This window comes from Pseudothauera rhizosphaerae, from assembly GCF_004801305.1.
Lineage (GTDB): Bacteria > Pseudomonadota > Gammaproteobacteria > Burkholderiales > Rhodocyclaceae > Pseudothauera > Pseudothauera rhizosphaerae.
The window spans coordinates 1-25,585 of record NZ_SSOD01000028.1 but is presented as its reverse complement, the minus strand read 5'-3'; the positions used below and the strand labels follow the sequence as shown (position 1 = coordinate 25,585).

The window sequence follows — 25,585 nt, the reverse complement described above, 5'->3', positions numbered from 1 at the left end:
GTGGTGTCTCTTCCGGAGGTGACCGTGAGGGTGTCGGTGGCGGTGATGAGGGTGTTGTCCCACACGGTTTCCGTGCCGTTGGCCCGGCCTTTGGCCTGCCCGGCGTTGAGCTGGATGGAGAAGCCGTTTTGCTGACCGAAGCCGAAGGTGACGCCGACCCCGGCGCTGCTGCTTTTGTTGGTGTTGCGCAGCGTGCTGGTGTTGGCCGCCGCTTGCAGGTGGATGTCGCGTTGCGCGGCCAGCCTGATCTCTTCGGCCTGGAGCTTGGCCGCGGCCATCTGGAGGTCGGTCTCGGTGGCGGTGAGGTCGATCGTCTTCGCCTGCAGGTTGGTGCCGGTGACCGTGCTGGTCCGGCTGTCCGATTCGGACTTGCTCTTGCTGGTGCCGACATAGACCTGGACGCCGAAGGCCGCGCCGGTGGGGGCGTCCTTCTGGGCCGCTTCGCCGGCCGCGGTGGTGGTGGTCGATACCCCCTGGCTGAGCTTCCAGCCGTCGTAGCCGGCCTTCAGGGCGAGGGCCCCTTTGAGGCGGTCGTTGTCGGTGTCGCGCGCGCGTTCGACGGCGTCGCCGAGGGCGGCAATGCGCCCGCCGATGAGGCCGGCCGCGCGCGCGCCGAGGGTGAAGCTCTTGGTCTTGGTGACGACGTGGCTGGATGCTTCGCCGGCCACGGCCTGCAGGTCGATCGCGTTGCCGGAGACGGTGATGGCTTCGCCCGCGAGGAGGTCGGCGCCCTGGGTGGTGACGTTGCCCTGGCCGGTCTCCTTGTGCTGGTCGTCGAGGCCGGCGCGTACGGTGAGGTTGCCGCTGTTGGCCGAGAGGAGGCTGGTGCGGTACTCGGTGCTGGAGCCGGTGCCGTCCTGGCTGGCGCTCGTCTTGCTGTAGATCGTGGTCTTGCCGAAGAGGTCGGGCGAGAAGCTGTGCCCGCTGCTCTTGCTCTTGAAGTGGGTTTCGGTGTGCTGCGTGTCGGCCGCGGCGAGAAGGTCCACGTTGCGACCGGCGAGCAGCGTCACGTCCTGGTCCGCAAGCACGGCTCCGGCGCGGATCACGGTGTCGCGACCGCTGGCGATGGCGACGTTCTCGCCCGAGAGCGTGCTCGTGGCCTGGGTGACGGTCCGGCTCTTGCCGTTCTCCTGGAGCGAGCTGGTGCCGTAGCCGATGCTGCCCATCGAGGAAGTGAAGCCCGAGCGGGACTCTTTGCGGTAGCGCGTTTCGTTCTGGAGGTCCTGGGCGGTGTCGAGGATGACGTCGCGCATGGCGGTGAGCGCGAGGGCTTCATCGCTGACGACCATGCTGGCGCTCACGGTGAGGTCGCGGCCGGCCTGCAGGTCCACCGTGCGGCCGGCGAAGCTGCTGCCCACGCTGGTGTCCGCTTCGTATTCGAGCCGTTCGGTCTTGGTGCTGCTGCTGAAGGTGCCGCTTTTCTTGGTGCGCCGTGCGGATTCGAACGCGTAGGTCTCGCGCCCGGCCTCCAGCGTGAGGTCATTGCCGGCCGCCGCGGTGAGCGCCCCCGCCTCCGAACTGACGGTGGCCGCGCGGGCGGTGAGGTTGTTGCCCGCGGCCAGGGTGAGGTCGCCGGCCGCTTCGATCTGGGTGCCCACTTCCCGCGTGCCGCCGTGGGCGACGTAGTTGCGTGAGTTGCGCACGCTGCGGATGTGGTCGGCTTCCGTGACGGTGGAGAGATTCAGGTCCCGGCCCGCGGTGACGAGGGTTTGCCCGTCCGCGCCGGCGTTGTGGATGAGCGCGCCGGCCAGGGTGAGGTCATTGCCGGCCGAGGCGAGCAGGATGCCGGCGTCCCCCGTGACGTAGAAGCCGGCCACGCGGTCCAGGTTGGTGCGGCTGGCCCGGCTCGCGCCTTGTGCGGCGGTGCTGCTGTGCACGGTGCTGGCGGCGGTGAGGTCGCCCCCGGCGCGCGCGACGAGCGCGTCCCGCGCGATGATGCTGCCGCCCAGGTGGGTGAGGTCGTTGATGGCATCCAGGCGCACCCCGTCGGCCGCCAGCGTGCCGCCCAGGTTGCGGAGGTTGTCCGCGTCGAGCGCGAGCAGGCTGCGCCCGGCCACCGTGCCGCTGTTGGTGAAGTCGCCGGTGAGGTCGATGCGCACTTCGTTGCCGGCCATCAGGCCGGTGCTCGGTTCGAGGTCGCCGGGCCGCACCTGTACGTACACTTGCGGCACCAGCGCACGGGCGGTGGTGCCGTCGGGCAGGGTGACGGTCTGTTCGACCAGCCAGACGATGTCGCTGGTGAGCTGGGCGATCTGTTCGGGCGACAGGGCCACGCCGGGGACGAGCTGCAGTGCTTCGGCGAAGGTGACGCCCGCGTTCATCAGCGCCAGGTATTGGGATTCGTCGTCGGCGTAGCCGGCAAGGTAGCGCCGGCCGGTGAGCTGGGCGATCTGTTCGCGGATCAGGCGCTGTTCGTAGAAGCCGTCGCCCAGGCGCTTTTGCGTGTCCGCCGGATCGAGCCCGAGGGCGTCGAGCAGGTAGGTGCTGGACAGCCATTGCCGGTAGTCGGCGAAGCGCGGGTCGGTTTCGATGAGGTAGCCGCCCTGCGGGTCGGGGTTGGGCTGGAACAGCCCGCCCAGATCCAGGCGCAGTTGGCCCACGGGAAGCGTGGCCACGCCGGTGCCGGGCACGGTGCGTTCGGGCAGGGCCGGTTCCGGCACCTCCAGGTCGGGCGCGCCCTGCTCGGGCAGGTCCGGGTTCGGCTGGGCGGCCGGCGGGGAGGCGCTGGGCGACTCGGCGTCGCTGCCGGGCGCGCGGGCGTACTCCACCACTTCGCCGGCGGGCAGCGCGAAGGTCTCCAGGGTTGCGGCCGGGTTGTAGGACCAACTGTCGATGTCGTAGCAGCCGCCGGAGCTGCTGCAGCTCTTGTGGCCGTCGTAGTCGTAGAAATAGGCGGTGCCGCTGTAGGTGGTGATGCGCGTGCCTTCGCTGGCGAGGTTGTCCAGCGTGGCGCCGGTGATGTCGAGCGCGCCGCCGGCGATGATGCGGCTGTCCTGGTTGGTAACGTTGCCCGTCAGGCGCAGCCCGCCGCCGGACCGCAGGCTGCCGGGGCGCGATTGGTTCACCTTCGTTTCGGTGGTGGTGCCGCTGTAGACGTAGCGCCGGTACTGGCGGAAGCGGTAGGAGCCGACGTAACGCCATTCCGTGTGCACGTCGCCGATCTTGGCGCCGGGGTAATCGGCCGTGTCGAGCAGCACGCTGGTGTCGCTGGGGGTGAATTTGTCGTAGTGGGTGGTGCCGACGACGGACTGCTTGGTGGTCAGCCCGGCGTTGAGGTTGCGCAGGGTCTGTGCGGCAATGTCCAGGTTGCCCAGCGCTTCGATGGTGGCGCCGGTGTTGGTGAGGGTGTCGGCCGAGCCGGTGGCCCGGCCGTCGGCGTCGAGCGCGCCGCCGATGGCGAGGTCTTCGGCGCTGAAGATCTGGGCGCCTTCGTCGTTGACGAGCGTTTGCGCGCCGATGTCCAGGCGCTCGCGGGCGGCGATGACGGGTTTGTCCTCGCCCTCGGCACGTTGTTCGAGCGCCGTGGCGGCCAGCGCGATGTGGTCGCCGTAGAGGCGGCCGGTGCCCAGGTTGTGCAGGCTGGCGGTGTCGACGCGGACGCTCTGGCCGTCGATGAGGCCGCAGTTGGTGAGGCTGGCGCTGGCGAGCAGGCGGGTCTGCCCGCCGACGATGCGGCCGGCGGCGCGGTTGTCCAGCGTGGCGGCCTGCAGATACAGCGCTTCGCCGGCGAGGAGTTCCGCTGCGTTGGTGAGCGTGCCGGCCGTTTCCAGGCGGAGGTCGCCGTCGGCCTGCAGGTGCCCGGTGTGGGTGTAGTCGCCGATGAGGCGCAGGTCGATGTCGCCGGTACTGAGGATGTCGCCGTCGCCGGTGAGGCCGTGGCTGTCCACGCTCAGTGCGTCGGCGGCGGCCAGCGTGCCGCCGGTGTTGGTGACGGCCAATGCCTTGGCGGCCGCGCCGTCGCGGAGGGTGAGATTCCCGGCGGCGATCAGGCCCCCGCTGTTGTCGAGCGTGCCGTGGCTGGTGATGTTCAGCGCTTCCACGGCGCGGATGGCGCCGGTGCTGTTGTCGAGCTCGTGCGCGGCGATGGCGACCGTGCGGCCTTCGATGCCCTGGTCCTCGCCCCGGGTGCCGGTGTTGGTGAGGCGGTCCGTTTCGATGGTGAGCGCGTCGGCCGAGCGGATCAGGCCGCCGGCGTTGTCGAGGGTGGCCGCGGCGAGTTGGAGGGCGCCGCCGGCGAGCAGGGCGGACCGGTTGGTGATTGTGCCCGCGGTGCGCAGGTCTGCCGTGCCGTGGGCCTGCAGCCAGCCGGTGTTCGCATAGTCGTCGATCAGGCGGATGTGGAGGCTACCGGCACTGAGGAGGTCGCCGTCGCCGGTGAGGCCGCGGCTGTCTACGGTGAGCGCGCCGGCGGCGGCCAGGGTGCCGCCGGTGTTGGTGATCTGCAGGGCCTTGGCGGCGGGGTCGGTGTCGCGGAGGGTGAGGCTTCCCGCGGCGATCAGGCCCTCGCTGTTGTCGAGCGTGCCGTGGCTGGCGATGTTCAGCGTCGTCTCGGCCTGCATGCGGCCTGCGCGGTTGTCGAGGTCGCGGGCGGCGATGGAGACCGTCTTGCCGCCGATGCCTTGGTCCTCGCCCTGGGTGCCGGTGTTGATGAGGCGGTCCGTTTCGAGGGTGAGCGCGTCCGCGGAACGGATCAGGCCACCCGTGTTGTCGATGTGAGCCGCGGCGAGCTCGAAGGCCGAGCCGGCGAGCAGGGTGCCGTGGTTGGCGAGCGCGCCGCCGGCCTGCACGCGGGCCGTGCCGCCGGCCTGGACCCAGCCGGTGTTGGTGTAGTCGCCGGTGAGGTGCAGGTGGAGATTGCCGCCGCCGAGCACGTCGCTGCTGGTCAGGCTGCGGCCTTCCACGGTGAGGTTGCCGCCGGCGGCCAGGGTGCCGCCGGTGCCGGTGATCGCCAGCGTCTTGACGGCTGCGCCGTCGCGGAGGGTGAGGTGCTGCCCGGCGGCGATCAGGCCCTCGCCGTTGTCCAGCGTGCCGCCGCTGGCGATGGCAAGGGTGGTGTCGGCGCGCATCGCGCCGGCATGGTTGTCGATGTGGTGGGCGGTGATGGAAACCGTCTTGCCGCCGATGCCCTGGTCCGCGGCCAGGGTGCCGGCGTTGATGAGGCGGTCCGTTTCGATGGTGAGCGCGTCCGCGGAACGGATCAGGCCGCCGCGGTTGTCGATTCCGTCCGGGGTGTGCAGCGTGATGGCGCCCTGTGCCTGGAGGGTGCCGGTGTTGAGGAGGCGGCCGTCGACGCTGAGTACGACTTCGCCCGCGGCCGCGCCGATGCGCCCGGCGTTGCGCACGCCCAGGCCGGCTTCGGTGCCGATGAGGTGGATCTTGCCGGCGTACATGCCGCCCAGGGCGGCGACGTCGAGGGCGAAGGCGGCGGGGGCCGCGCCGTCGTCCGGGGTGATGGGGGTGGCGGCGGTCTGGTGGCCGGCGGCGTCGATGTCGATGCGGTTGGCGCCGGTGGTGACGCTGAGCGCGTTGGCCCAGATGCCGGCGTTGGTTTCGACGGCGCGCGCGATGATGTCGGTGTAGGCGGTGGCGGTGTCGTCCAGGCCCTGGCCTTCGATGCGGATGGTGCCGCCGCCGACGCGGTAGCCGAGCAGGTTGCCGCCGTCGACGAGGGGGGTGCCGGTGGTGAGCGTGCTGCGGCTGGCGTTGATGAAGCCGCAGCCGTCGCAGTGGATGCCGGCCGGGTTGGCGATGACGACCTGGGCGCGGCTGCCGGCGACTTCGACGTAGCCATGCAGCAGGCTGGGATTGGCGCTGTTGACTTCGTTGAGGATGATCCGGGCGGTGCCGCCGGCCAGGTGGGGGTTGCCCTGCACCCAGCCGCCCAGTCGGGTCTGGACGTTGGTGCGGCTGTTGTTGAGGATGGCGCCGCGCCCGTCCACGTCGAACTGGCGGTAGGTGTTGCGCGAGACGCCCGCGGCGCTCGGTTTCTGGATGTCGACCAGGGGTACGCCGTTGGCCGTGTGCGAGACGGCGGGCCGCTGCCCGGCCGCGGCGGCGGGGTCGGCGACGATCTGCGCTTGCAGCGGGGGGAGCCAGACCACGCCGCCCAGGGCCGCCAGCAGCCTGAACGCGACCGGCCGCAGGGTGGCAATGAGCGCGCTGGCCGGGGCGCCGCCGCGGGCCGGGGCGGACTTGCCGCGGCACCGCGCGGTTTCGGCCACGGCCATCAGCACGGCGCGGGTCTTGTTGAAGACGACTCTGAAGCAGCGCTTGTTCATGGGGGGCGACCTCTTTTACGGGGGGTCAGAATGACCAGTGGAGGTTGAAGCCGGCGGTGGTGCCGGCGGTTTCGAATTGGCGTGGCTTCTCGAGCGGACGGCCCACGAAAACGTCGTAGGCCAGGCCGCGGTAGCCGCCGCGCAGGCCGAGCACGGCGCCGGCAAGCCGTTTTCCGGGCAGGAACTCGCTCGACTGCCCGCCCACTTCGCCGTAGTCCAGGCCCACGTAGAGTGACTGCCCGCTGTCGCCGAGCAGGACGGAGAGTTCGTTGCGCGCGAACCAGCCGTTGTCCGCGCTGAGGGTTAGTTCGCCGTCGAAGCCGCGCACGGTGTAGCGGTTGCCGATGGAGAAGCGGTCCTGCGGGGTGAGCGGGGTGTAGTTCTTCTGCCCGCGCAGTTCGGCCCGGTAGCTCAGCGCCTGCCGCCCCCAGGGTGCGGCGACGGCGAAGGGCTGGGCGAAGCCGAGTTCGGCGGTGACGATTTCCATGCGCGCGCTGCCTTCGCCGGCGTCTTCTTCCGGCGCCCTGAGCGCGTCCAGGGCACCGGTGCCGCGCCGGTAGGCGATGCTGTAGTCCAGCAGCGCCTGGCCGATGTACCAGCTCTGGTTCAGGCCGAGTTCCCAGCCGGCGGTGCGCCGCCGCTGCACTTCGATTTCGGCGTCGTCGACATAGTTGGACGACTTTTTGAAGAAGCCGCGCAGATGGATCTGGGTCTTGTTGATGGCGTTGCGGTAGACCAGGCGGGTGAGCCGGATCTCGGCGCCGCGGCTGTAGCCTTCGTAGAGGTAGGACTGGTTGATGCCGGCCACGCGCTGGTGGTAGTCGTGGCCGGAGGCGGTGAAGCCGAGCAGCCAGTAGCCGTAGGGCACGGAGTAGTGGACGGCGTAGCCTTCGGAGCCGCGCCGGCCGCGTTCGCCTCCGCCCAGGTCGTGGTTGTAGTTGACGTAGAAGAGGTCGTGCACCGTGAGCAGGTTGTCGGCCGACAGGGTGATGCCGCCCTGGTATTTGCCGGTGGCGTCGGAGCCGCTGTCGTCGGCGTTGAGCGTGAGGCGCAGGGGCCGGCGCTGGCGGTAGACGATGACGATGTCGCTTTCGCCCGGCCGGGCGTCGGGGCCTGCGGCCGGTTCGATGCGGATGTCGGCGTCGGCCGTGGGCGCACGCTTGAAGTTTTCCAACCCCTGCTCGATGTCGCGCAGGTCGAGGATGTCGCCGCGGGCGATCGGCACGGCGTTCCACAGGGCGGCCCGCGGGCTGCTGCCTTCGGCGAAGCGCACCTGCCCGACCTTGCCGGGAATCACCGTGAGCTGCAGTTCTCCGGTGGAAAGGTCCTGCGGCGCGGCCAGCACGCGCGTGGTGACGTAGCCGCGCCGGATGATCTCGTTCTGGATGCGCTCCATGACCAGGTTGATGCCGTCCGCGCCCAGGCAGCGGCCCAGGGGATCGTCGGCGGCGTTGGCCGGGTTGGAGAGGGCGAAGCCGAAGCGTTCGGCGCCGTCGCCGACGAGCACGATGCGCCGGATGGGGAAGCACGGCGTTTCGCCTTCCGGCAGCAGGCGCGCCCCGGCATCCACCGCGCGGCCGGACAGGCGCACGTCCGGGCGCGGCTCCAGTTGCCGGCGCAACTGGCGGCTGCGCTCTTCCTGCAGGGTGCGTTCGTGGGCGTCCAGCTCCGCCGGGCTGGCGGAAACGGCAAGAGCGGGGGTTTGGATGAGGGCCATGCAGCAGGCAAGCAGGCACGGACCGTTGTTCCAGTATTTCCGGGGCATGGCGCAGGGCGGCTGGGAAGAATCGATCTTCCGATAGGCAATGAGCCCTGACTTATATTACAAATCGTTTCAAATCGTCAATTGGCATTTATTCCGGACGCTTGACGGCATGCCGTCGGCGAATCCGGCGCCAGGTACGGCAGCAGCACCGGCGCCATGTTGCGCAGGATGCTCACCGGCAGCGCCGAGGTGAAGCGGTGGCGGGCCGCTTCGGGGCCGGTGACGTAGGCGGTGACGGTGCCGAAGTGGCGTTCGCCCAGGTAGAACACGAAGGTGGCGGTGCGGTTGAGCGCCACGCCGGCGCCGCGGGCCTGGCCGCGGGCGTCGGTGAGCACGATGCGGTTGTCGCCGGTGCCGGTCTTGCCGCCGGCCGGCAGCGCCGTGCCGTCGGCGAGCTGGTAGGTGCCCGCGAGGCGGCGCGCGGTGCCGGTTTCCACCACCTCGGAGAGGGCGTTGCGCAGTGCCTGTGCCACCTCGCTGCGCATCACCCGTTCGCCGTCCGCCGCGCGGCGGGCGAGTTCCACGTCGTAGGGCGTGTGGGCGGCGAAGCGCAGCCTGTCGATGCGCACGCTGGGCAGGCGCACGCCGTCGTTAACGATGATGCCCATCAGTTCCGCCAGCGCTGCGGGGCGGTCGCCGGAACTGCCCAGGGCGGTGGCGAGCGAGGGCACCAGATGGTCGAAGGGGTAGCCCAGGCGCGCCCAGCGGCGGTGGATGTCGAGGAAGGCTTCGACTTCCAGGATGGTGTAGATGCGCTGGTCCTGCGCGCTGCGCGCGCGCGTGGCGAACAGCCAGCGGTAGACGGCCTGGCGCTCGGCGGCGCTGGCGGCCACCACGTCGGCGAAGCTGGCCTGTGGGTGGGTGCGCAGGTAGCCCACCAGCCACAGTTCCAGCGGATGCACGCGCGCGGCGTAGCCCTGGTCGGGCAGGTCGAAGCGCCCGGGCGCGTAGCGCGCGTACAGTTCCGCCAGGCGCCGGTCGCCGACGCGCTCGGCGGCCAGGCGCTCGCGCAGGGCGGCGGCGAAGGCCGCGGCGTCGGCGGCGGGGTTCAGGTAGCGCCACGCGGCGGCGAGGCGGTCCGGGGTCTGGCGCAGGCCGTCGAGCAGGGTGGCCTGCATGTCGTCGGCGGGCTTGCCCTGGTATTTGCGCCAGAAGCGGCGCAGGAAGACCTGGCCCTCGCGGTCTGCGAAGCGCGCCAGGTATTCGCTGCGGCGCGGATCGCCGTCGTCTTCGAGCAGCCTGGCGGTGCTGCCCGGCACCTGGTACATGGTGTGGCGCACGATGTCGCGCATCAGGCGCACGAAAGGCAGGTTGATGGAGGCCTGCAGCGCCTCGCGCACGGTCGGGATGCGGTTCTCGTCCTCGCGGCGGAAGTTGCCGAAGCTGTGCACCCCGCCGCCGGTGAAGAAGACTTCGCCGGTGCTGGCCGGGTAGCGGCGCTCCAGCGCGGCTTCCAGCATGGCCGGCAGGCTGCGGTCGGCGCTCGCCAGCAGGTGGTCGATGGCCCAGCGGGTCAGGTTGTCGTGGCGGTCCACGGGGGTGGCGCGCAGCGCCGCGTCGGGCAGGTGCGCCAGGCGCTCGTGCAGTTCGGCGACGATTTCCAGGTAGGTGGCGAGCACGCGCAGCTTGGCGGTGGAGCCCAGTTCCAGCTTGCTGCCTTCGTTGATGTCGAAGGGCTGGTCGGTGGTGTCGGTCTGCACGCGCACGCGCGCGCCGCCCGGCGCCAGTTCGAACAGGGTGAAGCTGTAGCGCACCTCGGAGAGGCGCGCCGGGTCGAGCAGGCGCTCGCCGGTGAGATTCAGGGCGCGCACCCTCGGCAGGTCGTACAGGCCGGCGAACCAGGCGCCGACCGCTTCCTGCAGGTCGCGCTGCAGCGTGGCGGAGACTTCGAGATCGAGGCGGTCCAGTTCGTAGAGCGGCAGTTCGAGCAGCATGGACAGCCGGCTGCGCACCGCGGCGGCGCCCTTGCCGGCATCGACCGGCGCGATGGGCGGATCGCGGTAGGGGTTGCGGAACTCCAGCCGCGCGGCGAGCGCGGCGTCGCGCAGGGCCGGGGACAGCAGCCGTTCCTCGGTGAGCAGGCGCAGGTGGCTGTCGGCCAGTTGCTCCAGTTCGCCGCGCCCGCCGCCCAGGTACCACGACGGGCGGCGATGGGCGATCATCAGCGCGAGCACCTGGCGCAGCGCCAGGCCCTGCTCGGCCCGCAACGCGGGATCGGGCGACGGCGGCGCGGCGAGCAGGCGGTTGACGGCGTCGAAATCGGCGCCGAACCACACCCACAGCCCGTCGCCCAGCCCGTTCACCTCGCCATGCACCGGCGCGGCCGCGAGGGGCACGGTGTTCAGGTAGTCGAGCACCACCCGGCGGCGAAAGGGCAGGGTTTCGCGCCCGTCCTGGTAGGCGCGCACGCTGGCGGACACCATCTGCCGCAGCTTCTCCCGCGGCCCCGGGGTGACGCCGTTGGGCGAGTGGCGGTACTTCTCGATCTGCGTCGCCAGCGTGCTGCCGCCGGGCGCATCCATGCCGTCATCCACCACCCGCGCGGCCCGGGCGAACAGCGCGCGGGAAAAGCGCCCCCATTCCACCGCCGGGTTCAGCCAGGGGCGGCTGGCATCCAGCAGTTCGCGGTTCTCGATGAACAGCAGGGTCTGCACCACCAGCGGCGGAATGTCGTCGAAGCCGCGATAGGCGATAAAGGGGTAGTCGAAGCCGTACAGGCCCGCGGCACGGCAGTCCTGGATGCGCAGGCCGGTGCGGGTCTTCTCCCGGTAGGGCGGAAAGTAGCCGTGGCCGACGTAGTCGAACAGCGCGGCGGAGAAGTAGGCCTGGTGGGTGAATTCGTAGCCGCGCGCGGCCAGGCGGTCGATGAGGCGCGGCAGTTGCGCGTAACCCAGGCGGCGGTCGAAGGGGCCGTGCGCGGGGTAGAGCGCCGCCAGTTCGGGCCGCTGGCGGATGTGCAGGCGGTAGGGCGAGAAAGGGACGTTCTCCAGCACGCGGAACAGGCCGGCCGAAAGCGTGGCCCGCGCCGGCCAGCCGCCACCGCGCGCGGTGCGCGGGTCCACCACCTGCGGGCGGCGCGGATTGCCAGACGGCGGCGCGGGCCGCACCTGCACCGGCGGCACGATGCGTCCATCATGCGCAGGCAGCAGTTCGTATGCCAGCGACGAGGCGTAGCGGCCGAGCAGGCGCGACTGCTGCCAGGAGATGCGCGTCTCCACGAGCACGTACGCACCCGCACCCGCCACGGCGAGCAGCAGCAGGAAAGTCGAGAGACGGCGATCTGGGCGAGGAGGCGGGGCGTCGGGGGCGCGCATGTGATCGGGATGCGGATCGCTTTTTGGGTTCGATTGTCCCCCCGTCGTTCGCATCGTTTCGTGTCGAGGCGCACATATTCCGTTGCGTTGTGCCCGACGACTGTAACAACCGGAAACGCTCGCACACTGCATGGGCGGCGGCGCGGTGCGGGCACACCCCGAAAGCCCCGGAGGCGCTACCATTGCGGCCTTGTCCCCGCCTCGGCGCCCCATGTCCGTCCGCCTTCCCGCCCGCCTGGAACTGCTCACCCACCCCGCCGCCGCGGCCGGTGTGGTGGGCCGCATCGGCGTCGAGGTGGACCGGGCCGCCGATGGCACGCTGCTGCTCGCCTACACGCTCGCCCACGACGGCCGCCTGCGCGTGCCGCCCGCGGCACTCCCCGGCCCCGCCGACGGCCTGTGGGCGCACACCTGCTGCGAGGCCTTCGTGGCGGTGGCGGGCGAACCCGGCTACCGCGAATTCAACTTCTCGCCCTCCGGCCAGTGGGCGGTGTACGACTTTGCCGACTACCGGGAACGCATCGACGCCATTGCCCCGCCGGCGACGCCGCTGATCGAGAGTGACGCCGCCTGCGACCGGCTGCAGCTCGCCGCCCGCATCCCCGCCGCCCTGCTGCCCGCCGCCGCCCCCGGGCGCCTGCTGATGCTGGGCCTCACCGCGGTGGCCGAGGACGCGGACGGCCGCCTGCAGTACTGGGCCCTGCGCCACCCCGCCCCACGCCCCGATTTCCACGACCGGCGCGGCTTCGCGCTGGCCTTCGCCCCGGAACGCCCATGACCCGCACCCTGTTCGGCCTCGACCGCCTGCTCGCCGACCCCGCCCTGCGCCGCCCGCTGGCCGGCCGCCGCGTGGCGCTGCTGGCCCATCCCGCCTCCGTCACCGCCGACCTCGTCCATGCCCTCGACGCCCTGGCCGCCCTGCCCGACCTGAAGCTCACCGCCGCCTTCGGCCCCCAGCACGGCCTGCGCGGCGACAAGCAGGACAACATGGTGGAGTCGCCCGACTTCCTCGACCCGCTGCACGGCATCCCGGTGTTCAGCCTCTACGGCGAGGTGCGCCGGCCCACGGACGCGATGATGTCCACCTTCGACGTGCTGCTGGTGGACCTGCAGGACCTGGGCTGCCGCATCTACACCTTCATCACCACGCTGCGCTACGTGCTGGAGGCCGCCGCCCGCCACGGCAAGTCCGTGTGGGTGCTGGACCGCCCCAACCCGGCCGGCCGGCCGGTGGAAGGCACGCTGCTACGGCCCGGCTGGGAGAGCTTCGTGGGCGCCGGCCCCCTGCCCATGCGCCACGGCCTGACCATGGGCGAACTGGCCCGCTGGTTCGCCGCCACGCTGGAGCTGGATGTGGACCTGCAGGTGGTCGACATGGCCGGCTGGCAGCCGGACGCGGCGCCGGGCCACGGCTGGCCGCTGGGCGAACGTACGTGGGTGAACCCCAGCCCCAACGCGCCCAACCTGTGGATGGCGCGCTGCTATGCCGGCACGGTGATGCTGGAAGGCACGACGCTCTCGGAGGGACGCGGCACCACCCGGCCGCTGGAACTCTTCGGCGCGCCGGACGTGGACGCCCGGGCGCTCCTCGCCGAGATGCGAGCCCTGGCCCCGGACTGGCTCACCGGCTGCCGGCTGCGGGAATGCTGGTTCGAGCCCACCTTCCACAAGCACGCCGGCAAGCTCTGCAACGGCATCCACATCCACGTGGAGGACGGCGCCTACGGCCACGCCGCCTTCCGCCCCTGGCGCCTGCAGGCCCTGGCCTTCAAGGCCCTGCGCCGCGTCGCGCCCGGCTATCCGCTGTGGCGCGACTTCCCCTACGAGTACGAGCACGACCGGCTGGCCATCGACCTGATCAACGGCTCGCCGCTGCTGCGGGAATGGGTGGACGACGCCGCGGCCGAGCCGGGCGACCTGGACGCCCTGGCCGCCGCCGACGAGGCCGCGTGGCGGGAGGCGAGCGCGCCCTTCCTGCGCTACGGCTGAGAATCCGCCCCGGCAGGAGCAATACGGTTCAGTCAAGCAAATCGCATCGAATTCCTGCCCCCTCTCCCCTTGTGGGAGAGGGCCGGGGAGAGGGGCGCCCCGCAGGGGCGTAAGGCAGTTCGTGGCGACCCGGCTGACGCATCCCCCTCTCCCCAACCCCTCTCCCGCGAGGGGAGAGGGGCTTTTCCAGGCTTGACTGAACGGTATTGCCCCGGGGCGGCCCGACGCGAAGCGCCATGCAGACCGGCTCCGCACGGTCTAGGCTGGAAGGCAGGAAAAATTACCCGTTCGGCACATTCCCCGGAGGATCGCACCATGGACAAGATGGAGACGTACGGCCAGCTCGCCGCGACCTACGCCACCGAGATCGGCCTCAAGGTACTGGGGGCCATCGTCTTCTGGATCATCGGCCGCTGGCTGATCGGCCTCGCCGGCCGATTGGTGCAGCAGGCGATGGCGCGCCAGAAGGTGGACCCGACGCTGATGCGCTACGTCGGCAGCTTCCTCTCCGTCACCCTGAACATCGTGCTGGTGGTGGCCATACTCGGCTACTTCGGCGTGCAGACCACGACCTTCGCCGCCCTGGTGGCCGGCATCGGCGTGGCCATCGGCGCGGCCTGGGGCGGGCTGCTGGGCAACCTGGCGGCGGGCATCTTCCTGGTGGTGCTGCGGCCCTTCAAGGTGGGCGATTTCATCAGCGCCGGCGGGGTCATCGGCACGGTGAAGGAGATCGGGCTCTTCGCCACCACCGTGGACACCATGGACAACGTGCAGACCATCATCGGCAACGGCAAGATCTTCGGCGACACCATCCAGAACTTCACCGCCAACCCCTACCGCCGCGTGGAACTCAAGATACAGCTCGCCGGCAACGCCGACCACGTGGCCGCCGCGCAACTGCTGCGGGAGAAGCTGCTGGAGGTGCCCAACGTGCTGCCGGAGCCGGCGCCGGAGGTGGAAATCCTGGATTTCACCCTGGTCGGCCCCATCCTCGCGGTGCGGCCCTTCTGCCACAACGACCACTACTGGCAGGTGTATTTCGACGGCAACCGGTTGATACGGGAAGCGCTGGCGGCGGCGGGCTTCCCGGCGCCGACGCCGTCCCAGGTGGTCATCGTGCAGCAGCCGGCGTAGTTCAGGCGCCTGCCGGCGCGCTCCCGCCCGCCTGCTGGGCGGCAATGTCGGCGCGGATGGCGTCCATGTCCAGCGTGCGCGCGCCCTCGACGACCTGCTCCAGCGCGCTCGCCGGCAGGGCGCCGGATTCGCGGAACACCATGATGCGCTCGCGGATCACCGCCAGCGTGGGCACCGAGCGGATGTTGAACACCGCGGCCAGTTCCTGCTGGGCGTCGGTGTCGATCTTGCCGAACACGATGTCCGGGTTGGCTTCGGCGGCGGCTTCGAAGACCGGGGCGAAACTCCGGCACGGCCCGCACCAAGTGGCCCAGAAGTCGAGAAAGACGATGGGGTTGTCGTTGATGACCTGCTCGAAATTGTCGTCGGTGATTTCTATGGAGGCCATGACCGCCGCTCCGTGGGGTTGGGGTGAGCGGCCATGCTACTCCACCGTGCCGGCGTGCGCTCAGGTCGGGCGCACGCCGCGCACCTCGTCCAGCACGGCGAGGAAACGGGCGGTGAGGGGCGCGGGCGCCCGGTCCGGCCAGGCCACCGAAAGGGGAAAATCCGCCCCCGCGTCGCTCACCGGCAGGTAGCGCACGCGCGGGATGCGCACGCAGGACAGGGGAGCGGGCAGCAGGGCGAGGCCCAGGCCGGCGGCCACCAGGCCGATCTGCGTGGTGGCTTCGCGCGCGGTCTGCACGATGCGGGGCACGAAGCCGGCCGCGCGCGCGAGGCTCTGCAGCATGTCCGGCAAGCCGGTGCCGGCGCCCGGCGGGAAGGTGATGAACTCCTCCTCCGCCAGCTCGGCGAAGCTCACCACCTCGCGCTGGGCCAGGCGGTGGTCCGCGCGCATGACCAGGCGCAGGGGGTCGCGCCCCAACTCCCGCAGCGCGATGCCGGGCGGCGTGGCATCCGCGCCCACCCGCACCAGGCCCACGTCCAGCTCGCCTTCGGCCAGCGCGCGGAACTGGACCGCGGTGAACAGTTCGCGCAGCTGCAGGCGGACCTCCGGGTGGCGGCGGCGGAAGGCGGACAGCAGGTCGGGCAGCATCTCGCTGTAGGGCAGGGAGGAGGTGAAGCCGACGCGCAGCTCGCCCACCTCGCCCGCGGCGGCACGGCGCGCGTCCTCCGCCGCGTGCCCGGCGCGGGCGAGGATGGCGCGGGCGTGGTCGAGGAAGCGCCGCCCCGCCTCGGTCAGCTCCACCTTGCGCCGCGTGCGCTCGAAGAGCCGGGCGCCCACTTCCTCCTCCAGATCGCGGATTTGCATGGACAACGGCGGCTGGCCCATGTGCAGGCGTTCGGCGGCGCGGGTGAAGCTGAGCGTCTCGGCGACGGCGACGAAATAGCGCAGGTGACGCAATTCCATATATCTACCAAACGTATCAATACACGCTTTCGAATATATTGGACTGCCCTCACGGCGGCAACCTAGGATGCGCCCATGCCCCGCACATCCACCGTTCCGCTCGTCCCGGCCGGCTCCGCCGCCGGGGCTCCGCCCGTGCCCCCAGCGCGTCTCGAAGCCGGTACGCCCGCTTTCCGCCGCGCCAATCTGGCGCTCTTCGTCGGTGGCTTCGCCACCTTCGCCATGCTGTACGCCACCCAGCCCATTCTGCCGCTGCTGGCGGGGGAGTTCGCCGTGAGTCCGGCGCGCGCCAGCCTGTCCGTGTCGGCCGGCACCGGCGCGCTGGCGCTGGCGCTGATCCCGGCCAGCATCCTGTCCGACCGCTACGGCCGCAGCCGGGTGATGAACATCGCGCTGGCGCTGGCCGCGGTGCTGGCGCTGGCGGCCGCCTTCGTCACGGACTTCGACCAGTTGCTGGTGCTGCGCGCCCTGCTCGGGCTGGCGCTGGCCGGCCTGCCGGCCGCGGCCATGGCCTGGCTGGGGGAGGAGATCGCCCCCAACGCCCAGGGCCGCGCCATGGGCCTGTACATCGCCGGCAACGCGCTGGGGGGCATGAGCGGACGCTTCCTCGCCGCGCTGCTCACGGACTTCGCCTCCTGGCGCATCGCCCTGGGCGTGCTCGGCGTGCTGGGCGTGGCCGCCGCGCTGGCGTTCTGGCGCTGCCTGCCGGCCTCGCGCCACTTCAGCGCGCGCCCGGCCACGCCGCGGCGCATCCTGCGCGACGTGGTCACCATCTACTGCGACGCGGGCCTGCCCTGGCTGTTCACCACCGCCTTCCTGATCATGGGTGCCTTCGTCGGGCTCTACAACTACCTGGGCTTCCGCCTGCAGGCCGCGCCCTTCGGGCTGGGCCAGACCGCCGTGGGCGCCATCTTCCTGCTCTACCTGCTGGGCACCTTCGCCTCGGCCTGGGCGGGGCAACTCGCCGACCGCATCGGCCGGCGCAACGTGCTGTGGATCATGACCGTGGTCATGGCCGCCGGCCTGCTGCTGACGGTGAGCGAACATCTGGCGGTGGTGATCGCCGGCGTGGGCGTGTTCACCTTCGGCTATTTCGCCACCCACACCGCGGCCAGCAGTTGGGTGGGCAAGCGCGCCCAGGAGCGCCGCGCGCTGGCCGCCGCCCTCTACCTGTGCAGCTACTACTTCGGCAGCAGCGTGCTCGGCACCGTGGGCGGCTTCGCCTGGAGCGCCGGGCAGTGGCCCGGCACAGTGGCCATGCTGCTGGGCTGCACCCTGCTCGCCCTGGCGGTGGCGCTGTGGCTGCGCCGGCTGCCGCCGGCCAAGGGCTAAGCCCGGCGCCGGCGTGCCCAGATCACCACGCCGGTGGCGCTGAGCAGGGCCACCGCCAACCCCATGCAGGAGATCAGGATGCGCCCCGGCAGGCCCAGGATGCGGCCCGAGTGGAGCGGGAATTGCGCCTGCATGAACAGGTCGCCCGCGCTGCCCGCGCCCGGCACGTCCTCGCCGAGGAGTTCTCCCGTGCGCCCGTCGATGTAGAGCCAAGGATTGCCCAGGCCGCCGTCGGCGTGCTCCCGCCCCGGCGCGAAGAAGCCCACGCCATACAGGCCGAAGCGGTCGGCGTAGAACACGGCGCCCGGCGGCGCCGTCCAGCCCCGCGCACGGGCTTCGGCCGCGGCCAGCGCGATGGCCCGCTCGCGGCCGAAGGCGGGTTCGATGGGCGCATCCCGCGGGGCGGGGTCGCGCACTTCCCACGGCATCGGGGTGACCGGGGAGAACAGGGAGACCACCGGCTTCATCATCTCGCGCCCCAGGTTCATGGATACCGAGGTGACGGCCAGCATGAGCAGCAGCGCCCAGGTCCACACGCCGCCCGAGCGGTGCAGGTCGAAGTTGAGCCGGGGCCAGCCCTGGCGGAAGCGGAAGGCGAAGGCGTTGCGCCAGCGGCGCCGGTTCGGGAACGAGAGCCGCAGCGCGACGAAGCAGTCCAGTATCCACACGATCGAGACGATGCCCATCACCAGCATGCCCAGTTTCAGATCGCCGATGTCCGGAATGTGCAGGCTGTAGTGCAGCTTGTAGAGGAAGGGCAGCAGGTTCTCGCGCGACAGGGAGACCGCGCCCCACTGGCGCGTGCCCTGCACTGCGCCGGTGGCGGGGTCGATGGCCATCTGGTTGAAGCCCGGCTCGAAGCGCCTGCCGGTGACCGGGTCCACGCGCGCGGCCACCCCCATGCCCAGGGTGTGGCCGGGCTCGATGGACAGCGGCAGGTAGCCCACCCGCAGGCGCGGGTCGGCGGCCTCCACGCCGGCGGCCAGTTCGAGCGGCGTGCGCACGGCCGCCGCGGCGCCGCTGCGCGCCTCGAACAGATGGGGGTTGAGCCACTCGTCGAGTTCGTGGTCCCACGAGATCAGCGCGCCGGTGAGCCCGGCGACGAACAGGAAGGGCGCGATGAAGAGGCCCGCCCAGCGGTGGGCGGCGGCGAGCAGCGGGCGCATCGCCGGACTCCCTACCAGCGGTAGGCCGCGGTGGCGAACACCTTGCGCTCGTCGCCGAAGTAGCAGAGGCCGTAGCCGCACTGGCTGTAGTAGGTCTTGTCGGTGACATTGCGGGCGTTCAGGGCCAGGCTCCAGCGCGCGAAGTCGTAGCCGATCATGGCGTCGAACACGGTGTAGGCGGGGACCTTCCTGGGCGTGGCCTCGTTGTAGCCCCTGTTGGAACCGACGTAGCGCGCCCCGAGCCCCGCCTTGAAGCCGCCGGCAAACCGGTAGTCCGCCCACGCCGACGCCTGGTGGCGGGACACCGGGTTGGCCTGTTTGCCGATCTCGTCCGGGTTGCTGCTCCGGGTGACCTCCGCCTTGGGGGTCAGGGAGTAGGACAGGACCAGGTTCATCCGCCGGACCGGCTGGATCTGCGCTTCGAATTCGAGACCGCGAACGGTGACTTCGCCGCGCTGCTTGGGGACGTAATAGGCATCGTAGGTGATGTAGTTGCGCCGGCGCAGATCGAAGGCGGCCACGCTGTAGCTGTCGCCGCGGCCCGGCGGCTGGTAGCGCAGGCCGATCTCGTACTGGCGCCCGGTCTCGGGGTCGAAGGGTTTGCCGGTGAGCGGGTCGGTGGCCACGTTCGGCACGAAGGATTCGGCGTAGCTCACGTAGGGCGCAAGGCCGTTCGGGGCGAGATAGACGAGGCCGGCGCGACCGGTGAATTGCTCGTCGGTCTGGCGCGATTCGGCATTGCCGAGGCGGTCGTGGTTTTCCACCTTGGCCCAATCGTAGCGCCCGCCCAGGGTGGCGACCCAATGGCCGCCGAACTTGATCTGGTCCTGCAGGTAGAGGCCGGTCTGCCGCAGCTTGATGTCGGAATCGGCATAGGGGTCGGGAATGGCGAGGCGGGTGCCGTAGGTGGGGCGGTAGATGTCGATCGAGGACGCGGTGACGCTGTAATAGGAGGCTTCGTCGAAGCGGGTTTGCTGGTGGTCCAGGCCGATCAGCAGGGTGTGCTCCGAGCCGCCGAATTCCAGCCGGCCCTCCGCCTGGTTGTCGATGACGAAGCTGGAATCGTCGGACCGGGTGCCGTTGACGGTCAGGTAGCGCCGCCGGAAGTTGGCGGGATTGTCCGGGTCGCCCGCATCGACCTGGACGAATCTTCCCGTCGCGGCCTGCCAGTAATCCACCTCCATGTGGCTGTAGCGGGCGTTCTGGCGCAGGGTCCAGGTGTCGCCGGGGCGGTGTTCCAGGATATAGCCGAGCATCCACTGGTCCTGGTCGAACTGGTTGAAGTCCGGTTCGCTGAGGTAATTCGACGACGGAATCCTGCCGTTGGGATTGGGCAGCAAAGTGCCCGCCTGGGGCGCGACGCGCGTGTAGACGCCGCCGCGGTCGCGCATGAAATGGGACAGCAGCGTGAGGCTGGTGTCACCGGAGGGCCGCCAAGTCAGGGAAGGAGCGATGAAATGGCGGTCGTCCGCCATGTCCCCGGCCGGGAATTCCGCATCCTTGACCAGCGCGGTGAGGCGGTACAGCAGCTTGCCGTCCCCGTCCACCGGGCCGGAGAAGTCGCCGGCGACCTGCTTCCGGGAATCCTCGCCGACCTGCACCTGGAGTTCGCGCAGGGGCTTGTCGGTGGGGCGCTTACTGACGACGTTGATCACGCCGCCGGGGCTGTTCTGCCCGTAGAGCACCGAGGACGGGCCGCGCAGCACCTCGAAGCGTTCGAGGTTGTAGTTCTCCGTGCGCCACACGCTGAGGGAGCCGGTGTTGCGCAGCGGCAGGCCGTCCAGGTAGGTGCTGGCGTAGCCGTCGAAGCCGCGCAGGTAGATCCAGTCGTAGCGCGAATCGGTGCCGTAGGGGGCGATGTTGATGCTGGGCGTATAGCTCAGCGCCTCCTTGAGCGTGGTGGCGCCGATGGCTTCGGCGTAATCGGCCGTCACCACGGAGATCGACTGCGGCGTCTCGATGATCGGCGTGTCGGTCTTGGTGCCGGTGGCGCTGCGTTTGGCGGCGTAGCCCTCGACCGGGCCCCAGGCGCTTTCCCCGCCGGTTTGCGCGGTGACGGTCACCGGGGCCAGGCGGGTTTCCCCGCCGGCCGGCGCGGCCGCGCGGCGCAGCAGGTAGCCGCCGGCCTGGGGCACCGCCTCCAGGCCGCTGCGGCCGAGCAGTTCGCGCAGCGCGCTTGCCGTGCTGTAGCGGCCCTGCAGGCCGGGGCTGTGGAGGCCGGCGGTCAGTTCGGTGGAGAAGGAAAGCAACAGGCCGCTTTCCACGCCGAAGCGCTTGAGGACTTCGGTGAGGCCGCCGGCCGGGATGTCGTAGTGGCGGCCTTCCGCCTCCTGCGCGTGGAGCGGCGCGCCGGGCTGCACGGCGGCCACGGCGGCCATGCCCCACAGCAGGCCGTGGAACGCTTTGGCCAGGATGCGCCGGCGGCGGGTGGCGCGGGTGGCGGGTCTGCCCATGTGATTCCCCTTTCGATGAATGGCTGGAAAACGACGGTTTCGTTATCCATGCCCCGCGAAAAGGGAATCGGGATCACCGAGAGCGAAAAAAAAACGGCTCGGGTCACCGGCGCGCTGCGTTCAGGCCATACGATGGGTTGCCGTCATGCTTCGACAGCACCGACACCTGCTGCGCTGGCCGCCGCATGCAAAGGTCTGTCCTTCGTGGCGATCGGGATCTGAAGCCGCAGGGCGAGTTCGAGGTAAGCGGCGTCGTAGCAGCTCAGATCGTAGCGCAGCGCCAGAGCGAACAGTTCCGCCGGGCCAGGGGTGTCACGGTCGATCTCGATGGGCAGGCTGCAAACCTGCTCGATGACCTGTTGCGCCTGGGCGGCGGCAAGGCGATGGCGCTTGCAGGCGGTACGGAGAACGTTGGCGAATTCCAGTTGCCAGAGTGCCGGTACGACCGCCCGGTCTTCCTCGAGTCGCATGGCGATCGCGTCTGTGTAGGGTGTCGCCTGGTCTTCCAGGAACCAGCCGGCGACAACGGAATTGTCCAGGACGAAGGGCATCAGTCGCGCCCTTCCTCGATGGCCTCCCGAAGATCCATGCCCAGGCTGACGCCCTGGCGGAGTTCGCGGAGCCGCGCGAAGGTACCGGCGACCCGTTGGCGCTGCGACTGCGCCGACGCCTCGGTATCGACGGCGGCGACGATGCGCGCGATGGCCCGGCCGCGGCGGGTGATGGTGACCTGTTCGCCGTGCTCGACTGCGGCGAGCAGTTCCGAAAGCCTGGTCTTGGCCTCATAGACGGGGACGGTCCTCATGGCGGCGCTTCCTGATCGAGTTGGTTAGCCAGATTATAGGCGCGATCCCGCCGGAGCATTTCATCCTGTCAGGAGTTCCGGGCCGGCAGCCCGATACCGTTCGGGCTGAGCCCGTCGAAGCCCGGTCGCCGGCACCGCCCTTCGACGGGCTCAGGGCGAACGGGGGGCTTGCGTAATCGCCGGGCCAACATGGCCTCCCAATATCCTTCTCCGGTTCACGCCGGCACCACCTCGTACGCCTCCCCGCCCCACCAGCGCCGGCGGCGGAGCACCCGCACCGGCAGCGCGGCGGCCAGCAGGTCGAGGACGCGCTCGGGATCGGCCAGGGGGTAAGTGCCGCTCACCTTCAGCGCCGCCAGGGCCGGGTCGCACTGCAGCGGGCGTCCGCTCAGGCGGGCGAGTTCGGCGATGAAGACGGGCAGCGGCATGTCCTCGGCCACCAGGATGCCGCGGGTCCAGGCGGCGTCGGCTTCGCTGGCCGGGGTGGGCGGTCCGGCGGCGCGGTCGGTGAAGCGGGCCTGCTGGCCGGCCGTGAGCACCAGCGGCTCGGCGTCCGGGGCGTGGCGCGGGTGGATGGCGACGGCCCCGGCATGGACCGCCACGTGGCTGGCCGCCCCGGTGCGCACCGTGAAGCGCGTGCCGAGCGCCTGGGCACGGCCGTGGGGCGTGTCCACGAAGAACGGCCGGCCGGCGGGGTCGGGGGCGGTGAGGACGTGGATTTCCCCCTCGTGCAGGATCAGATGCCGCACTTCGGCGTCGAAACGGATGTCGAGGGCGCTATCCGCGTTGAGGTCGATCCGGCTGCCGTCCGCCAGGACGATGTGGCGGCGCTCGCCGCGGCCGGTGCGCTGGGCGGCGAGGAGCGTCGGCAGGCGGGGGGAGTCAGCCGCGATCCAGGCCGCGCCGCCGCCGGCCAGCAGCAGCCCCAGGGCCTTCAGGGCGCGCCGCCGCGATTTGCGCGGCGCCAGGGCGGCGTGGGCCAAGACGGGCGGGAGCTGGCGCAGGCTGGCGCCGAAGGCTTCGATGCGGGCCCAGGCCTGCCGGTGCTCGGGGGCGGCGTCGTGCCAGCGCCGCCAGCGCGCGCGCAGTTCGGGATTGTCGCCGTCGGCCTGCAGCTCGATCAGCCACAGGGCCGCCTGCCGGCGAACGTCCGGTTCGGCCTCGGGGCGGTCCGGCGCGGCGGACTCAGAGGGCGGCATCGGCGAAGCAGCAGGCCACCAGGGCCTTGGCCACGTAGCGCTTGACCGTGGGCACGGACACGCCCAGGCGGGCGGCGATCTCGGTCTGCGGCAGGCCGTCGAGCTGGAAGAGCAGGAAGGCGCGGCGGACCGCGGCGCCGAGGGCGTCGAGGCGGCGGTCGATCTCGATCAGGGTTTCGAGCATCAGCGCGCGGGCTTCCGGCGACGGCGCCTCGGCCTCGGGCAGGCGGGCGAGGGCTTCCAGCCAGGCCTGCTCGATCTTCTGGCGGCGGAAGTGGTTGGCCACCAGCCCCTGGGCGACGGTGGTCAGGAAGGCGCGGGGTTCCTGGATGGCGACCGGCTCGTCGCGGCTGAGCAGGCGCAGGAAGGTGTCGTGGGCCAGGTCGGCGGCGCGGTGGGTGCAGCCGAGCTTCCTCCGCAGCCAACCGTGCAGCCATCGGTGGTGGTCGGCATACAGGACGTCGATCTGCTGATGTGGGGTGAATTCGCTGGCGGCCACGGTCCTGCCTCTGCTCGGCGGGCCGGAGGGAAAGAGTCGACCCAGAAATAATGAGAATTGTTTGCATTCTATCGGGCACGCTGCGGGATGGGCAAACCCTCCGTCGGTCACCGCGCTAATATTCATCTGGCTGCGCCGGCTGCCGCCGAAGGCGGCGGGCCGGTAGCCGCACACAAGGATCGCTCCGCCGCGAAAGCGGTCAACGGAAGTGTTCCCCATCCCGCAAAGGGGCCAGCCATGCATGCCGCCATAGGGCCGATAGCCGTCCTGCTGCTGACGCTGTGCTGCAGCGCGCCGGCCACGGCGCAGATCTACCAGTGCGTGGACCCGCGCACGGGCCACACCACCTTCACCGACCAGCCCTGCACGCCGGGCCAGACGGCGGCGGAGATCGCCGTCGAACCGAACACGGTGGACACCTCGGGCAGCCGCGAACTGATGCTGCGCTATGAGATGGAAGCCCTGCGCGCCCGCGTGCGCGAGCTGGAAACCGCGCCGCCGCGGATGGAAGCCGGCCTGCAGCCCGAACGCATCGACTCCTTCTCCTGCGCCCAGGCGCAGCGCGCCTACGAACTGGAAGCCGGCGCGCTGAAGCAGAACGAGGAGGCGATCGAGGCCAAACGCGCGGCCATGTACGGCGCCTGCGGCCTGCGCGAGCCGGACCGCATCGAGATCGAGCAGGAGATCGTCGTGCCCAGCGTGCTGCGCCGGCAGCACCGGCGCGGCGAGCCCTCATGGCGGGAGGAACCGTCCTGGCGTCGCGAGCCTTCCTGGCGCAGGGAACCGACCTGGCGTCGGGAACCCGCTCGACCGAGGGAACCCTCCCGGCCCGCGCAACCCTCGGGCTCGGGGAGGATGGGTTCCTCCGAACTGCTCCGATAGGGCATCGCCAGCGTAAGATCGCGGCTGACCCCTTTCCCGGAGTACGCCCGATGTTTCTCGCCATGAACCGCTTCCGGATCGCGCGCGGCCACGAACAGACTTTCATCGACCACTGGCGCCAGCGTGAAAGCTACCTCGACCAGGTACCCGGCTTCGTCCGCTTCCATCTGCTGCAGGGGCCGCAGACCGAGGAATACACCCTGTTCGCGTCCCACACCGAATGGGAGTCGGAAGAAACGTTCGAAGCCTGGACGCGCTCCGAGGCGTTCCGTCTGGCGCACGCCAACGCCGGCAAGAGCCCGCGCGAGATCTACCTGGGGCCGCCGCAGCTCGAACTGTTCAATTCGGTGCTGTAGGCTGCGGCGCTCAGGTCTCCCCGCGCCCGACCCACTTTGGCAGCGTGGGCGGCTCATAGGCGGCGAAGCGGTCCAGCAGCGCCGCCGGGTCGTTCTCCACCACCAGCATGTCCCGGTGCTCCGCACGCACGAACTGCTCCGCCGCGGCATGGTCCAGGAAGGCCATTAGCGCGTCATAGTAGCCGGCCGCGTTGAGCAGGCCGCAGGGCTTGCGGTGAAAACCGAGCTGGCCCCAGGTCCAGATCTCGAAGAGCTCCTCGAAGGTGCCGATGCCGCCGGGCAGGGCGACGAAACCGTCCGCCAGCTCCGCCATCAGCGTCTTGCGCGCGTGCATGGAGGGCGTCACGTGCATCTCGGTGAGGCCGGCGTGGGCCAGCTCCTTGCGCATCAGCGATTCGGGAATCACCCCCACCGCCTCGCCCCCCAGGCGCAGCACCTCGTCGGCCACCGCGCCCATGATGCCCACGCTAGCACCGCCGTACACCAAGCGAATGCCTCGCGCCACCATGGCGGCGGCCAGGGCGCGGGCGGTTTCGGAGTACACTGCGCTGCGCCCGCTGCTGGAGCCGCAGTACACGCACAGGGTTTTCAACGTCGTCATGGCTGGGTTCCCGAATCAGATGGGCCAGGCAAAGCGCCGGCCGGCACCGCGCATCGCCTGTTAACGGAGCTAACCGGCTCGCCGAAGCGAAGCTTTGGCGAGTCCAGCGACCGAAGGGAGCGTCGTTAAGCACCATGTTAGGAAAACCCACGAGCGGAATACCACAACAATAAACCGCCCAGTGCAAGCATACCTACGGTGGCCGCCAAAAAGCGTGGTCGTATCTGCCTGTCAAAGTAGGCACCGAGTAATGCGCCAGTGAGCATTCCAAAACCCATACCGGGCATAGCGTGACCTGTAGCGAATATACTGAAAATTGTTCCCGCACCCATGCCTAGGGAAGTGCTGAACAAATGCCCGCGGACCGATTTCGAGCGCGTATCAGTGACGGGCTTTCGACTTTGATGGCGTTTTTCGCTTCCGATCGGGTCGTCCTCGGGCTGTTGCCCTCCGTTTTTGCT

19 protein-coding genes are annotated in these 25,585 nt (G+C 70.5%); 6 read left to right on the top strand and 13 right to left on the bottom strand.

Annotation, left to right across the window (positions count from 1 at the left end):
* The 3 genes from E6O51_RS21375 to E6O51_RS21365 all read right to left on the bottom strand — a co-directional run.
* Window positions 1-6,278 (bottom strand): two-partner secretion domain-containing protein (locus tag E6O51_RS21375; RefSeq protein WP_136387060.1); only part of this gene is annotated, 6,278 nt, incomplete at its 3' end.
* Between the two features lie 25 nt (window positions 6,279-6,303).
* Window positions 6,304-7,995 (bottom strand): ShlB/FhaC/HecB family hemolysin secretion/activation protein, encoded by a 1,692-nt coding sequence (locus E6O51_RS21370; protein ID WP_211091492.1) that lies wholly within the window; start codon window positions 7,993-7,995, stop codon window positions 6,304-6,306.
* Between the two features lie 125 nt (window positions 7,996-8,120).
* Window positions 8,121-11,357, bottom strand: a complete 3,237-nt coding sequence (locus E6O51_RS21365) for a transglycosylase domain-containing protein (RefSeq protein WP_136387058.1) — start codon at window positions 11,355-11,357, stop codon at window positions 8,121-8,123.
* Window positions 11,358-11,568: 211 nt separating this feature from the next.
* Here E6O51_RS21365 and E6O51_RS21360 point away from each other — a divergent pair, with 211 nt between their 5' ends.
* The 3 genes from E6O51_RS21360 to E6O51_RS21350 all read left to right on the top strand — a co-directional run bounded on the left by E6O51_RS21360 (window position 11,569) and on the right by E6O51_RS21350 (window position 14,480).
* Window positions 11,569-12,135 (top strand): DOMON-like domain-containing protein, encoded by a 567-nt coding sequence (locus E6O51_RS21360; RefSeq protein WP_136387057.1) that lies wholly within the window; start codon window positions 11,569-11,571, stop codon window positions 12,133-12,135.
* Window positions 12,132-13,346: an exo-beta-N-acetylmuramidase NamZ family protein gene (locus E6O51_RS21355; protein ID WP_136387056.1), complete on the top strand. Its 1,215-nt coding sequence runs from the start codon at window positions 12,132-12,134 to the stop codon at window positions 13,344-13,346. Before E6O51_RS21360 ends, E6O51_RS21355 begins: the two co-directional genes overlap by 4 nt.
* A 315-nt stretch (window positions 13,347-13,661) precedes the next feature.
* Entirely contained in the window at window positions 13,662-14,480 is an 819-nt protein-coding gene (locus E6O51_RS21350) for a mechanosensitive ion channel family protein (RefSeq protein WP_136387055.1), read from the top strand.
* Between the two features lies 1 nt (window position 14,481).
* Here E6O51_RS21350 and E6O51_RS21345 read toward each other — a convergent pair whose 3' ends face one another.
* Both E6O51_RS21345 and E6O51_RS21340 read right to left on the bottom strand, forming a co-directional pair.
* Complete coding sequence (locus E6O51_RS21345; RefSeq protein ID WP_136387054.1) at window positions 14,482-14,868, bottom strand: thioredoxin family protein; 387 nt, start codon at window positions 14,866-14,868, stop codon at window positions 14,482-14,484.
* A 60-nt stretch (window positions 14,869-14,928) separates the two neighbouring features.
* Window positions 14,929-15,831, bottom strand: coding sequence for a LysR substrate-binding domain-containing protein (locus E6O51_RS21340; RefSeq protein ID WP_136387053.1), 903 nt, complete (start codon window positions 15,829-15,831; stop codon window positions 14,929-14,931).
* 75 nt (window positions 15,832-15,906) lie between these two features.
* On the opposite strand from E6O51_RS21340, the gene E6O51_RS21335 reads away from it, so the two are divergent.
* On the top strand, window positions 15,907-17,163 hold the full coding sequence (locus E6O51_RS21335) for an MFS transporter (protein WP_136387052.1): 1,257 nt from the start codon (window positions 15,907-15,909) through the stop codon (window positions 17,161-17,163).
* Here the strand turns inward: E6O51_RS21335 and E6O51_RS21330 are convergent.
* From E6O51_RS21330 to E6O51_RS21305, 6 genes are all read right to left on the bottom strand, one after another.
* The gene (locus tag E6O51_RS21330; protein ID WP_136387051.1) at window positions 17,160-18,329 is read right to left on the bottom strand and encodes a PepSY-associated TM helix domain-containing protein; all 1,170 of its coding nucleotides are present in this window, start codon (window positions 18,327-18,329) and stop codon (window positions 17,160-17,162) included. The two genes, E6O51_RS21335 and E6O51_RS21330, sit on opposite strands and share 4 nt — an antisense overlap.
* Window positions 18,330-18,340: 11 nt before the next feature.
* Window positions 18,341-20,782: a TonB-dependent siderophore receptor gene (locus tag E6O51_RS21325; protein WP_211091491.1), complete on the bottom strand. Its 2,442-nt coding sequence runs from the start codon at window positions 20,780-20,782 to the stop codon at window positions 18,341-18,343.
* 143 nt (window positions 20,783-20,925) lie between these two features.
* Window positions 20,926-21,333 carry a type II toxin-antitoxin system VapC family toxin gene (locus tag E6O51_RS21320; RefSeq protein WP_136387050.1) on the bottom strand — a complete coding sequence of 136 codons (408 nt, stop codon included), beginning with the start codon at window positions 21,331-21,333 and terminating at the stop codon, window positions 20,926-20,928.
* Entirely contained in the window at window positions 21,333-21,587 is a 255-nt protein-coding gene (locus E6O51_RS21315; protein ID WP_136387049.1) for a type II toxin-antitoxin system Phd/YefM family antitoxin, read from the bottom strand. The genes E6O51_RS21320 and E6O51_RS21315 overlap by 1 nt, the downstream gene beginning before the upstream one ends.
* Window positions 21,588-21,802: 215 nt before the next feature.
* Entirely contained in the window at window positions 21,803-22,786 is a 984-nt protein-coding gene (locus E6O51_RS21310) for a FecR domain-containing protein (RefSeq protein ID WP_136387048.1), read from the bottom strand.
* Entirely contained in the window at window positions 22,773-23,285 is a 513-nt protein-coding gene (locus E6O51_RS21305; protein WP_136387047.1) for a sigma-70 family RNA polymerase sigma factor, read from the bottom strand. The genes E6O51_RS21310 and E6O51_RS21305 overlap by 14 nt, the downstream gene beginning before the upstream one ends.
* A gap of 237 nt (window positions 23,286-23,522) precedes the next feature.
* Here E6O51_RS21305 and E6O51_RS21300 point away from each other — a divergent pair, with 237 nt between their 5' ends.
* Window positions 23,523-24,167 (top strand): DUF4124 domain-containing protein, encoded by a 645-nt coding sequence (locus E6O51_RS21300; RefSeq protein ID WP_168735360.1) that lies wholly within the window; start codon window positions 23,523-23,525, stop codon window positions 24,165-24,167.
* A 50-nt stretch (window positions 24,168-24,217) separates the two neighbouring features.
* A complete protein-coding gene (locus E6O51_RS21295) occupies window positions 24,218-24,523 on the top strand; it encodes an antibiotic biosynthesis monooxygenase family protein (protein ID WP_136387045.1) in 306 nt (101 codons plus the stop codon).
* A gap of 10 nt (window positions 24,524-24,533) precedes the next feature.
* On the opposite strand, the gene E6O51_RS21290 is transcribed toward E6O51_RS21295, so the two are convergent.
* Entirely contained in the window at window positions 24,534-25,124 is a 591-nt protein-coding gene (locus E6O51_RS21290) for an LOG family protein (protein WP_136387044.1), read from the bottom strand.
* Window positions 25,125-25,261: 137 nt separating this feature from the next.
* Window positions 25,262-25,585: hypothetical protein (locus tag E6O51_RS22135; RefSeq protein ID WP_211091489.1), on the bottom strand; the 324-nt coding region annotated here is incomplete at its 5' end.